This is a genomic window from Desulfovibrionales bacterium (genome assembly GCA_028715605.1).
GTDB lineage: Bacteria > Desulfobacterota > QYQD01 > QYQD01 > QYQD01 > QYQD01.
On sequence record JAQURM010000017.1, the window covers coordinates 21,496 to 33,779 of the forward strand.

Here is a 12,284-nt window from a genome sequence, read left to right on the forward strand (position 1 = left end):
GCCGATAATTATACAAGACCGAACTTGTTCGGTCTTGTATAATTAATTCTCATATCGAGATTCTGAGGGGATAGAAGTGAAAAGAGTATCTACAAGGTTTTTAATCCTGTTTTGCGCGTTATCTTTAATAGCCGCCTCTCCGGTTGGCGCAGAAACGCATGGTTACACGGTTCAGCCGGGCGATACCCTCTGGGATATCACCAGCCGGTTCTTCCATGACCCTTGGCTCTGGCCCAACCTGTGGAAAAACAACCCCCACATTACCAATCCACATCTGGTCTTCCCGGGTTGCCGGCTGCGACTCTCTGTAGAGAAAGAGGCCCCCAAACAAGAGTTCGAGTCTTCCGTCCCGCCACCCTCTATACCCCATATAGAGACCATATCTGCGGAACCGCCTGAAAAGCCAACGGTCAAGACCGTTACCTATTTAGGAATGAATACCCTGGGTTTTATCTCCAAAGAGAAGCTGGAAGAAAAAGGGACCATCCGGGATATGCCCTTGTTCAAAGAGTTGCTGAACCAGGGTGACGTGGTATATCTCACCAATGACGGGGATCTGCTCCAGAAAGGAAGCATATGGACTGTATATCGCGCCCCGGATATGGTGTACCGCCCTTTGACCCGGGAAAGAATAGGCTATTACTATCTGCCGCTGGGAAAGCTGGAAATCATTAAGGCCGGTAATCCGGCCACGGGTCAAATTATATCCTCGCATCAGGCCATCTCTATTGATGACCAGATTATGCCTTCAGAAGAGATGCCCACCCATATACCATTAAAATGTCCCTCCGGCCCCATAGCCGCAACCATCATTAAGTCCGAGCCGCTGGCGGAAAGAATAGCCCAGGACCATATAGTTTATCTGGATAAGGGAAAGAAAGACGGTCTGGAGGCCGGGGTTTGTCTTGAGGTCTTCAAGACAAAAGAGGTCGCAGGCACCCAGCAAATTCTCTCCCTGGGGAATATCCTGGTGCTCCAAACGCAGGAAGAAACATCTGCCGCCCTGGTTATAAGATCGAAAGAGCCATTTTCGATCGGGGAAAAGGTTAGGACTGAAAATCCCTAAAGTCGCGCCCGCTCCAGAAAGACACCGAACAAGTTGACCGCAAAGAACAATTTTGTCTTGACAAAGCCATGTATATCGATTAATTATTCCCGTCTATTCTTTATCTTAAGAGTGGAGAGAGAGTAATGAAAACTTATTCGGCGAAGGCCAGGGACATAAAAAGGAAGTGGTGTGTAGTTGACGCTACTGATAAGATTTTGGGCCGTTTGGCCAGTAATATAGCGGCCAGGCTCCGCGGCAAACACAAGCCGATTTTCACGTCACATGTGGATACGGGTGATTTTATTATTGTTGTAAATGCCGACAAGGTGAAATTGACCGGTAAAAAATGGTCTGATAAGTTGTATCATCATCATACCGGTTATATCGGTGGATTAAAGACCGCCAGCGCCGAGGAACTATTAAGTAAAAAACCGGAGGAACTAATCCGGCATGCGGTTAGAGGTATGTTGCCCAAAAACAGCCTGGGGCGCGATATGCTCAGTAAGCTGAAGGTTTATACGGGGGCGGATCATCCTCATCAGGCGCAGCAGCCGGAAGAATTATCTATTTAAGCAGGAGTCTTGCATGGCAGAAAAACTGTATTACGCAACAGGCAAACGAAAGACGGCCATAGCCAGGGTGTGGATGCGTCCCGGCAAGGGGAATATGGTTATTAACGACAGCGCCCCGGAAGAATATTTTGACGGGGAAGTGCCTGTACTCATCCTTAAAAAGCCGCTTATGCTTACGGAAACCATGGGTAATCTCGACATCTCGGTTAATGTCGCCGGTGGGGGGAAAATAGCGCAGGCCGGGGCTGTTCGTCATGGTATTGCCAAGGCGCTTCTGGAAATTAACCCTGAATACCGGGCGACGCTGAAAAAGGCCGGTTTGCTGACCAGGGATCCACGGGCTAAAGAGCGCAAAAAATATGGACAAAAGGGCGCCCGGGCACGCTTCCAATATTCAAAGAGATGATTTGGTCTGAGTAACAGGGTATCTTCTAAAAGAGGGTTTGCCTTTTGGGGCAAGCCCTCTTTTTTTACCGGCGTAGTGAGGAGGTTATTATGATCCGTGCCGCTATAATCGGAGCTACCGGCTATACCGGACTGGAACTGGTAAGGATATTATCCGCACATCCCGGGGTTGCTATTACTGTGGCCACCTCCCGCCAATATGAAGGCCAGCCCCTGCACAAGGTCTTCCCGTCGCTCTCAGGTAGTGTGGATATCGTGTGTCAGTCCCCTTCGCCTGAAAGGGTTATCGGGGCGGCCGACGTCGTTTTTTTGGCGGTTCCGCATCAGACGGCCATGACCCATGTCCCGGTTTTTCTGCAGGCCGATAAAAAGGTGATTGATTTAAGCGCTGATTTCCGCCTGAAAGATGTCAAGGTATATGAAAAGTGGTATCAATCCCATAGCGCCCCGGAATATCTGGCCGAGGCGGCCTATGGACTGCCTGAATTACATGCGGCGGCGATAAGGAAGGCGCAACTGGTAGCCAACCCGGGTTGCTACCCTACTACCGTAATCCTGGGCCTGGCCCCGCTCCTCAAGAAGGGCCTTATCGACAACAAAAGCATTGTGGTGGACTCAAAGACCGGGGTAAGCGGCGCGGGCCGCTCCGCCGTGTTAAGCAGCCTTTTCTGCGAGGTACATGAAGATGTTAAGGCTTACAAGGTAGCTGCCCACCGCCATACGCCGGAGATGGAGCAGGAACTCAGCCTGCTGGCCGGGGAAGAAATAGCCATAACCTTTACACCCCATCTGGTGCCCATGGGCCGGGGGATGCTGAGCACCATCTATGCCGATCTAAAGGGCCAGCAGACCACAGGGGATTTAATCTCAGAGTACGAAGAGTTTTATAACCAGGCCCCTTTTGTAAAGATCTGCGCGGAAGGCGACTACCCGCAAACCGCCCATGTCAAAGGGTCTAATTATTGTTTCATCGGCCTGAAGGTGGACGGACGCACCGGTCGTGTGATTATCCTCTCGGCTATAGATAATCTGACCAAGGGGGCATCCGGCCAGGCGGTACAGAACATGAACCTTATGTTCGACCTGGAGGAGACTACAGGGTTGACAGGGATACCGCTCTTTCCGTAAGAGTCGGCCCATGCGGAACATCAAACTCATATTGGAGTATGATGGCACGGCCTATTGTGGCTGGCAGAGGCAGGTAAACGGCCTGAGCATCCAGGAGGTCCTGGAAGAAAAAATTGGCGTCATGACCGGCGAGGCGGCCAAGGTAATCGGATCCGGACGTACGGACGCCGGGGTGCATGCCATGAACCAGGCAGCAAACTTTAAGACCGCCTCTAACATCCCGGCAGATGGTTTTTTACGAGGGATAAACAGCCTCCTTCCTCAGGACATAGCGGTAAAAGAGATATGCGAAGTCCCCGCCGATTTTCACGCCCGCTACTCGGCCTTGGAGAAAGTATATCTATATCACATATTGAATGAGCGGATAAGGTCTCCACTCCACCACCTCTACACCTGGTTTGTTCCCCATGACCTGGATGTTGCGGCCATGGAAAAATGCCTCCCGGTTTTGCAGGGAGTCCATGATTTTGCCGCCTTTATGGCCAGCGGGAGTTCCGTCAAGAACACAATCCGCATAGTTAGCGGTTTAAAATTGACCAGGAAAGATAAAATAATCGAATTTGAGATAAGGGCCAACGGGTTCCTGCGCCACATGGTACGCAATATTGTGGGTACGCTGGTTGAAGTGGGAGAGAGGCGGGTAACGCCGGAAAGGTTTACGGACATCCTCCAGGCCGGAGATCGAAATATGGCCGGGATGACCGCGCCGCCTCAGGGGCTATTTTTAAAAGAAGTGATTTATTGATTGACGGCTTCGTAAAAAGTCCATTTGCTGCGTTGCGCTGTATCCTTCGTCACTGCGGCGTAGCTCCAAGTACGCCTCATTCCTCAGGATTTGCGCGCCTTGCAACTGGAGCTTTTTACTGTGCCGTCAGAAAACGGACTTTTTACGCAATCATCTTGATTTTCTCATGAAAAGTAGTTCGTCTTGTCATTGCAAGGCACCCTCCGTCTTCAGCCGGCTTGAATGCATAGTTTTTGCTGGACAATCGCTCCACTTTATCCTAAAAGATTATAAAATCTTTCCGGTGCAGGCCACGAGGCTGTAACTTATGTTTAGCTTTCATTCGGAAAACCAAGATTTCCGGCTGGAGCAATCAGTGCTCAGCTATCAGCATGAAGCCGGTTCACCGTTTACTGTTGACCGTTTACCGAAAGAAAATGTCGGACAACGGTTAACGGTTAACAAATATGCCGACGGCTGAAAGCCTGCATCTGGAAACGGTAGTTGCCGGATGCAACCTATTTAGAGAAAGGGGTTTTGCCGCCATGTCTAAAGGAGCTTTATCCAGAAGGGCCCGCAAGATTAAGCCTTCTCCCACCCTGTCTATCGATGCCAAGGCCAAGGCCATGAAGGGTGCGGGCGTGGACATTGTCAACTTCGGGGTGGGCGAGCCGGACTTTGATACCCCCGGCTATGTCAAAGAGGCCGCCATAAAGGCCATCCAGGATGGTTTTACCAAATATACCCCGGTTGGCGGCATCGTGGAGCTAAAAGACGCCGTTATCAAACGTCTGAAAGATGACCATGGGTTATCTTATTCCCGTCAAGAGATAGTAATCTCCTGCGGGGGTAAACACGCCCTTTACAACCTGGCCCAGGCCCTGTTTGACAAGGGCGACGAGGTCATAATCCCGGCTCCATACTGGGTATCCTACCCCCCTATTGTCGAGCTGGCCGGGGCCAAACCGGTTATTATTGAGACCAGGGAAGAAGATGGCTTTGATCTCGATGTCTCCGCGCTGGAAAAGATGATGACTCCGAGAACAAAGGGTATAATCCTCAACAGCCCGTCAAATCCCACGGGTTCTGTCTTCAGCGCCAAGACCCTCAGACAAATGGGGGACATGGTGCAAGATCACAACTGTTACGTTATCTCTGACGATATCTATGAAAAGATACGCTTTGACGGCAAAAAGCCGGGTAACCTGCTCTCCCTCAATCCCAAACTTAGGGAGAAGGTATTCATTCTAAACGGTGTCTCCAAGACCTATGCCATGACCGGCTGGCGGATTGGCTATCTGGCCGGGCCTGCCGATATAATCTCGGCCGTAACCAACATCCAGAGTCAGAGCACCTCTAATCCCACTTCCATATCCCAAAAGGCTGCGGTAGCCGCCCTGAACGGCCCCGACTCTTTCATTACCAAGATGTCATCTGTCTTCAAAGAACGCAGGGACTATATCGTTAAGCGACTTAAGGCCATACCGGATGTAACGTGTGTCAAACCGCAAGGGGCATTCTATGCCTTTCCAAACGTCTCTGCGTATTACTCGCGGGGCTATAAGGGCCGGAAGATAACAAATTCTATGGCCCTCTGTGATTACCTGCTGGAGGAGGCCCGGTTAGCCGTTGTTCCGGGGGTAGCCTTCGGCGATGACCGGTACATCAGATTTTCCTTTGCCACGTCTATGGAAAATATCGCTAAGGGTATGGATCGATTTAAAGAGGCGCTAAAGAAACTGTCCTGAGTTTAAAGGAGACAACTTCGCAAAAAAGCCTTTTCACCGCTGAGCACGCAGAGGGCGCAGAGAAAAATCTTAAACTATTCAGTATGTTATCTCAGCGATCTCTTACGCCTTCGGCGTATCTTCGAGCGGTAAGATTTTACTTCTTACGAGTTAATCAAAAGAGGAACACCGGATAAAACAACCTTTGGCGAGAGCAACACAGGCGTGCTGCTCTCCATGAGCCAAGGTTGCATAAATAGGGCCAGCGGCCGGAGAATATTAGCGGCCGGCAGCGCCTCGCTTGGAAGCCTTAAGCGGGTTGATTTTAGCGGCAGCTTTGGGCGCCTCTGCCTTGAGATGAGTGGCTAGGTTACAGTTACCCTTTTTCCACTTTGAGGCGGGATCAGGATAGCTGCTACAGTATTTACCTGTGGGAAATTCTATGATACGGTTGCAACCCTCACACTTATCAATAACCTGATGACAGGCTCCACCGTTAAAAGAACAACCTTTTTTGCTCATAAAGACGCAGCTAATCCCTGGTTTTAACGTTGTACAGTCCATGGGAATCACCCCCTTTACAAAGATTTTACAAAATTGTTTTTTACAAAACGACGCTTTATAATCGATGGGTTAGGTTTTGTCAATAGAAAATAGGTAGAAAAATGGAAGCCATCATTCCTTCGCTTCACGGCTTGCGCAAGTGATCCGCCTCCGGCGGGCTCGCAGGCGGGGAATGTAAGGGGTTAGGGTAGGGTGACGTTAATTTGGAGGTAAAATGCGTGCCGTACTGCAGCGGGTTAAAGAATCCCGGGTTACTGTTAATGGCAAAAAGGCAGGAGAGATAGGGCCTGGCCTCTTGATATTTCTGGGAGTAGAAAAGGATGATACCCCGGCTGATACCGTTTATATGGCATCAAAAATAGTATCTTTACGCATATTCGCCGATGGGTCCGACAAATTTAACCTTTCCCTCCTGGATGTGGGTGGTGAATGCCTTATCGTGTCCCAGTTTACCCTCCTTGGTGACTGCCGTAAAGGGAAAAGGCCATCCTTCGATCAGGCCGCACCGCCTGCCCTGGCCCGGCAGCTCTATGAGCTTTTCGTCACCGAGGTGCGCCGGCTGTGTGTACCGGTAGCTACGGGAGAATTTCAGGCCAGGATGGAGGTCTCGTTAGTAAACGATGGCCCGGTTACCATCCTTCTGGACAGTAAGAAACAGAAACACTCCTAATGTTTCTCAAATCCCGCCATTCTTCAGGTTTTCCCAAATCCACCGTCTAATTTGGCTATCAAGATTAAAATCGGCAAGTTATGGGGTACCCCTGATCACCGGCAAGATATTAGATGCAAGGCGCCGAGGAGCGACGACTGAGGCGTATGGAGCAATACGCCGCAAGGAGGAGCGACCGAAGGCAACGCCGCAGATGATGTCTTGATGGTGATCAGGGTTTTTTTCTTGCCTTCCATCTGATGTTATGTATAAAAGATGAGGGTTGTCCGGTGCATCTGCGAAGTGACTGAATATCAAAGCCGGGCCTTCAGCTTTGAGCTTTGGGCTTTGACATTCATTGGAACTTTGAACATGCATAGCGAGCGCATACGATGTATTTTACCTTGCATACTAAGATTCCCCGCAGCTTGTTGCGGGGAGCTTCAATTTTGAACTTGTTAATACTTTACTGTCTCTCTGTGTCCTCTGTAGTTAATCTTTTGACAATACGTAATACCGGAGAAGGAGGTCTTGATGAAGAAATGGGAAGATAAAAAATGGGTATCATCTCAACGGATTCGGGTAGATTTTAACTATGCCATGGCGGAGTTCGTGGGCGGGGATAATGGCGTAAGCAATAAAGAGATAAGGGAGCTTGAATCCGGGGCCAAGACCGTCCATAGCCAACTTTTTAAAAAAAGGAGTCAGGGGGCGCTGGCCTTTTACGATCTTCCTTATGAAGAAAAAGAGGCTGCCCGTCTTGTTGCGGCCGGGCGTAAGATTGGCCGGGCCTGCCGCAACTTCGTAGTGCTTGGTATAGGCGGATCAGCCCTGGGTGGAATAGCCCTGCAGCGAGCTCTGAATCATCCTCATTATAACCTGTTATCTGATGCCGGACGCAAGCACCGGCCACGTCTTTTCTTTGCCGATAATATTGACCCGGATGGATTCCAGGCGCTTCTAGATATCCTGGACCCGAGAGAAACGGTCTTTAATGTCATAAGCAAATCCGGCGGTACGGCCGAGACCATGAGCCAGTTTATTTATGTGCGGGACAGATTGATTAAAAAATTGGGAAAGGAAGGGCATCGCCCACACATCGTGGTAACCACAGACCCTGAGAAGGGCAGGCTGAGGGAGATCGCCGAAAGGGAAGATTATCCGACCTTTCCCGTGCCAGCCGGAGTTGGCGGCCGTTTTTCGGTCCTTACCCCGGTGGGGCTTCTGCCCGCTGCGGTTGCCGGCATTGATATTTTTATGCTCCTGGCCGGCGCCCGGGATATGGACGGGCGGTGCCGCATTTCGAATCTGTGGAAAAATCCGGCCTATCTGAGTGCTGCGCTGTATTACCTGGCTGATACTAAAAAGGGCAAGCCCATTGCAGTCATGATGCCGTATGCCGATGCCCTTTATGGAGTAGCGGACTGGTTCAGGCAGCTATGGGCAGAAAGTCTGGGAAAGAGGACAGACCTGGATGGCAATATTGTTTCTACCGGTCAGACCCCGGTCAGGGCCCTTGGGGCTACTGACCAGCATTCGCAATTACAGCTTTACATGGAGGGTCCCAACAACAAGCTCATTACCTTTCTGGCAGTAGAAAGGTTTCACAAAAAAATATCCATGCCTGAATCTTTTGCTGATGTGGAGGGGGTAGGCTATCTGGGAGGGCACTCCTTGAATGAATTGATTGCTGTGGAACAGAAGACCACGGAACTGGCTTTGACGCGCAATAAACGTCCTAATCTAAGTATAATTGTCCCGGAGGTGAACGCCTTCACCCTGGGACAGCTTTTATTCATGTTAGAGGTACAGACGGTTTTTGCCGGCGGGTTATACCATATCAATCCCCTGGATCAGCCTGGAGTGGAAGAGGGAAAACAATTTGCCTATGGCCTTATGAGCCGAAAGGGATTTGAGCACAAGGCCAAAGAATTCGCCGAAAGACCAAAGAAGAGCGAAAAATATATAATATAGGTAACCCGTTCACCGTTGACCGTTCTCGAAAAAGACGGTTTTCACGTTTTTGAGGGACAAGATAACGGTTAACGGAAAATACGATCACCATCGACTGTTCACCGAAAAAACGCTTTTAAGGTCGCATAGACTCGACTCTTGTGACTTCTTACTGACAACGGTGAACGGATACTAATATAGGAGCAACCCTTGCCTCTGCCACCGGAAAAGTTAGAATCCGTCAGGCCCTTTAAATTAGTCAAGTTTTTTTCATTCAGCAGCCTGGCGGTCATCTTTATTTTTACTTTCGCCCTTACCTACATAATATCCGACCGGGCACGTACGGTCTTGCTCAAGAAGAGCGAGGAGTATGCCCTGCTCCTCGCTGAGAATCTGAATCATCAGGTATATCTGCAATTCGTGGTCCCCACCGCTATTGCCTATGGTTCGATAAGTCTGCGTGAGCCGGAGCAGTTTTCCCTTATAGATAGGGTGGTGCGCAATACTATCCACAGTTTTCGCATTGACAGCGTTAATATCTATGATGCCGGTGAAAACATTATCGTGTACAGCACCGATCCATCTATGGTAGGCAAAAGGAATCTGGGAGGGATGGAGTACAAGCTGGCCTTGCGCGGACAGCATTCTTCACAGCTCGTTTCCCGGGGAAGTAGCTGGGTCTTCTGGGCCGGAGGAGGTGGCGGAGAGAAAAAATTGAAGACATATATACCATTTCGGCATGAAAAGGTCCTTACCTGGAAGACGGGGCCGATAATGGGTGTCTTTGAGATAACCCAGGACCTTTCCCTGGATTATGAAACCATTCAAAGATTTCTGATTATGGTGGTTATAACCTCTACAGCTATTATGATGATCCTTTTCGTGGTCTTGAGACTTATTGTAGCCAGGGCCGACCGGATTATCTACAAAAGGGTCCTTGAACAGCGCAAGCTGGAGGAACAGCTCCATCAGGCCGAAAAACTGGCCAGTTTAGGAAAGATGGTGGCGGCTGTATCCCATGAGATAAAGAGCCCCCTGGGAATTATCCGGAGCACGGCAGAACTACTGGAAAATAAGGTTAAAGCCTTTGATCCCCGGAATCGCCTGGCATCAATAGTTGTGGCTGAGTCCAATCGTTTAAACCGCATCGTGACCGAGTTTCTGGACTTTGCCCGCCCCCAGATTCCCCATTTTGTCAGATGTAATGTAATAGAGATTATAGAAAAAAATCTTAATTTTCTTGATCCGGAATTGAACAAAAGCGCTATTCGTGTGGAGAAAAATTTTGCATTTGACGAGGTCATTATTGATGGCGATCCAGACCTTCTTTACCGGGTGCTCTTAAACATATTTGTCAATGCCATTCAGGCCATGCCGGACGGCGGAGATTTGATGGTTGGCGTAACCGTCGCCGGTAAGCCGGAGTGCCTGGAAATATCAGTAAGAGATACAGGGACAGGGATTTCGCCGGAGGATATATCCAGGGTATTTGAGCCGTTCTTCACCACAAAGCACAAGGGAAGCGGTCTTGGACTGGCTATAGTGAAAAATATCGTTGAGGGACACGGTGGAACAATAAGAATTGAAAGTGAAGCGGGGAAGGGCGCTAAATTTATTATAGACCTTCCGTTCAGGCATGCATGATGGCGAGGAGCTTAATTTATCGCCGGGAGCGGTCAGGCGAACACATCGAACAGCTTTCCCAGGAGCTCATCTTCAGCCTTTATGGCCTTGAGATTAGCGGTGTAGGCCCGTTGTACGGTCATAAGACCGGTCATCTCTTCCTCCAGGGCTACATTAGATGATTCCTGAGTTTCAACAGTCCCATCTTCAGCCGGCAAGGGAACACCGGGCGTATTAATCTTGTTTATCGATACGGTAACGCCGGACGGATCGGCTTCCTGGAGGACGGCCCGACTTTTTTTAAACCCATTTGTGTTCACATTGGCGACATTATTAGCCGTAACCCCAAGCTTCTGTCCCAGTGCTTGAAAGGCAGATAAGGCCGGATATGCAGCATTCAACATCGACATACACCTCCTTTTTAGAAAACCTTTCTACCCGATTATTCTTATCGGCATACTTTAGAAAGGACTTAAAATATGGGCCTTGGTTACTGCCCGGTAACGGTCTTGATATATTGATTTTTATACACTAACAGGCATGTTATTGCCTGTTTTGTTTTTTTCATGTTATAAGGTAAAGACATTAGGACTGGATTGTTGCTATGACGAAGGAAAAGATACCAGAGCCCTTGACTTTTTTGGGGCAGGAGAATCCAGATGACCTTAAAAAGGCTGAAATAGTAATAGGAATTCCTTCATATAACGAGGCCGAAGGTATTGCCCTGCCTACGGCTATGGCCGACGAAGGATTGCAGACCTATTTTAAGACTAAACAAGCGGCCATTATAAATTGCGACGCCTGTTCCACGGACAACACAAAAGGGGTATTCTTAGGCGTAAAGACCGCTACACCGAAAATCTACCTTTCTACCCCTCCAGGTGTCACCGGCAAGGGAAATAACATAAGAAATCTCTTTGTCATGGCCCGAAGGCTTGGGGCCAGGGCCATTATTATGGTTGATGCCGACCTTAAGAGTATTACACCGAAATGGATAAAGATGCTCGGGGAGCCGATTTTCAGCGGCTTTGGATATGTGGCCCCACTTTATGTAAGGCATAAATATAACAGCACTATAACGAACAATATTGCTTACCCCTTTAGTCGTATGCTTTACGGCCGGCGGGTGCGTCAACCTATCGGCGGCGATTTTGGTTTTTCCGGACGGCTATTGCCATGTTATCTTAACCTGCCGCTGTGGAGCGAGGATGTCTCGCAATTTGGCATCGATATCTGGATGACCACCATAGCCATGATGCAAAAGATGCCGATTTGTCAGTCTTTTATGGGACGGCCGAAGATACACCGGGCAAAAGATCCCGGGGCACAGTTGGGGCCTATGTTTAAGCAGGTCATCGGGACTATCTTTGCCATGATGGGTCAGTTTTCTAATTACTGGTCCCGCGTTAAGTGGAGTAAGCCTACGTCTATTTTTGGTTTTGGCCTGGGGGACATAGAGGAACCTCCACCGCTGGAGGTGAACGAGGATAATCTCTATCAGAAATTTCTGGACGGTTTTACAAATTACTCCAGTGTATGGGAACAGGTCCTGCAAAGAGAAACTTATAAGAAACTGGTCGAAATAAAAGGGCTGTCTCCGGGTTTATTTAACGTTCCTCCTCTGGTCTGGGCCTTGATCCTTTTTGATTTTGCGGTTGCGTATCACAAGGCGAAGATCGACCGAAGCACGTTATTAGAGGCGCTTATGCCCCTTTACTTCGGCAAGACGCTGTCTTTTGTTAAAAAGGCCGGGCAGATGTCCATTCAGGAGGCAGAAGAGCAGATCGAAAGCGAATGTATGGTTTTTGAAGAGGCCAAACCCTATCTGGTAAGACGCTGGAGTATTTTGTAGAATAAGCTTTCAGCTATCAGCGATCGGCAAGATGAGCAA

At 49.2% G+C, this 12,284-nt stretch carries 12 protein-coding genes; 10 read left to right on the forward strand and 2 right to left on the reverse strand.

Features of this window, described 5'->3' with window-relative positions:
* The first annotated feature begins 76 nt into the window (after positions 1 to 76).
* The 6 genes from PHT49_11490 to PHT49_11515 all read left to right on the forward strand — a co-directional run bounded on the left by PHT49_11490 (position 77) and on the right by PHT49_11515 (position 5,625).
* Positions 77 to 1,066: a LysM peptidoglycan-binding domain-containing protein gene (locus PHT49_11490; protein MDD5452507.1), complete on the forward strand. Its 990-nt coding sequence runs from the start codon at positions 77 to 79 to the stop codon at positions 1,064 to 1,066.
* A gap of 125 nt (positions 1,067 to 1,191) precedes the next feature.
* Positions 1,192 to 1,620: a 50S ribosomal protein L13 gene (gene rplM / locus PHT49_11495; protein MDD5452508.1), complete on the forward strand. Its 429-nt coding sequence runs from the start codon at positions 1,192 to 1,194 to the stop codon at positions 1,618 to 1,620.
* 13 nt (positions 1,621 to 1,633) lie between these two features.
* A complete protein-coding gene (gene rpsI / locus PHT49_11500) occupies positions 1,634 to 2,026 on the forward strand; it encodes a 30S ribosomal protein S9 (protein ID MDD5452509.1) in 393 nt (130 codons plus the stop codon).
* Between the two features lie 89 nt (positions 2,027 to 2,115).
* On the forward strand, positions 2,116 to 3,153 hold the full coding sequence (gene argC / locus PHT49_11505; GenBank protein ID MDD5452510.1) for an N-acetyl-gamma-glutamyl-phosphate reductase: 1,038 nt from the start codon (positions 2,116 to 2,118) through the stop codon (positions 3,151 to 3,153).
* A 10-nt stretch (positions 3,154 to 3,163) separates the two neighbouring features.
* On the forward strand, positions 3,164 to 3,898 hold the full coding sequence (truA, locus tag PHT49_11510) for a tRNA pseudouridine(38-40) synthase TruA (protein MDD5452511.1): 735 nt from the start codon (positions 3,164 to 3,166) through the stop codon (positions 3,896 to 3,898).
* Between the two features lie 446 nt (positions 3,899 to 4,344).
* The gene (locus tag PHT49_11515; protein MDD5452512.1) at positions 4,345 to 5,625 is read left to right on the forward strand and encodes a pyridoxal phosphate-dependent aminotransferase; all 1,281 of its coding nucleotides are present in this window, start codon (positions 4,345 to 4,347) and stop codon (positions 5,623 to 5,625) included.
* A 258-nt stretch (positions 5,626 to 5,883) separates the two neighbouring features.
* Here the strand turns inward: PHT49_11515 and PHT49_11520 are convergent, their stop codons facing one another.
* Positions 5,884 to 6,126: a PxxKW family cysteine-rich protein gene (locus PHT49_11520; protein MDD5452513.1), complete on the reverse strand. Its 243-nt coding sequence runs from the start codon at positions 6,124 to 6,126 to the stop codon at positions 5,884 to 5,886.
* Positions 6,127 to 6,382: 256 nt separating this feature from the next.
* On the opposite strand from PHT49_11520, the gene dtd reads away from it, so the two are divergent.
* The 3 genes from dtd (at position 6,383) to PHT49_11535 (ending at position 10,414) form a co-directional block, all read left to right on the forward strand.
* Complete coding sequence (dtd, locus tag PHT49_11525) at positions 6,383 to 6,838, forward strand: D-aminoacyl-tRNA deacylase (GenBank protein MDD5452514.1); 456 nt, start codon at positions 6,383 to 6,385, stop codon at positions 6,836 to 6,838.
* A 513-nt stretch (positions 6,839 to 7,351) separates the two neighbouring features.
* Complete coding sequence (locus PHT49_11530) at positions 7,352 to 8,791, forward strand: glucose-6-phosphate isomerase (GenBank protein ID MDD5452515.1); 1,440 nt, start codon at positions 7,352 to 7,354, stop codon at positions 8,789 to 8,791.
* Between the two features lie 189 nt (positions 8,792 to 8,980).
* Positions 8,981 to 10,414: an ATP-binding protein gene (locus tag PHT49_11535; GenBank protein MDD5452516.1), complete on the forward strand. Its 1,434-nt coding sequence runs from the start codon at positions 8,981 to 8,983 to the stop codon at positions 10,412 to 10,414.
* 32 nt (positions 10,415 to 10,446) lie between these two features.
* Here the strand turns inward: PHT49_11535 and PHT49_11540 are convergent, their stop codons facing one another.
* The gene (locus tag PHT49_11540; GenBank protein MDD5452517.1) at positions 10,447 to 10,797 is read right to left on the reverse strand and encodes a flagellar basal body rod C-terminal domain-containing protein; all 351 of its coding nucleotides are present in this window, start codon (positions 10,795 to 10,797) and stop codon (positions 10,447 to 10,449) included.
* A gap of 200 nt (positions 10,798 to 10,997) precedes the next feature.
* On the opposite strand from PHT49_11540, the gene PHT49_11545 reads away from it, so the two are divergent.
* Positions 10,998 to 12,245, forward strand: a complete 1,248-nt coding sequence (locus PHT49_11545) for a glycosyltransferase (GenBank protein ID MDD5452518.1) — start codon at positions 10,998 to 11,000, stop codon at positions 12,243 to 12,245.
* Positions 12,246 to 12,284: the final 39 nt, after the last annotated feature.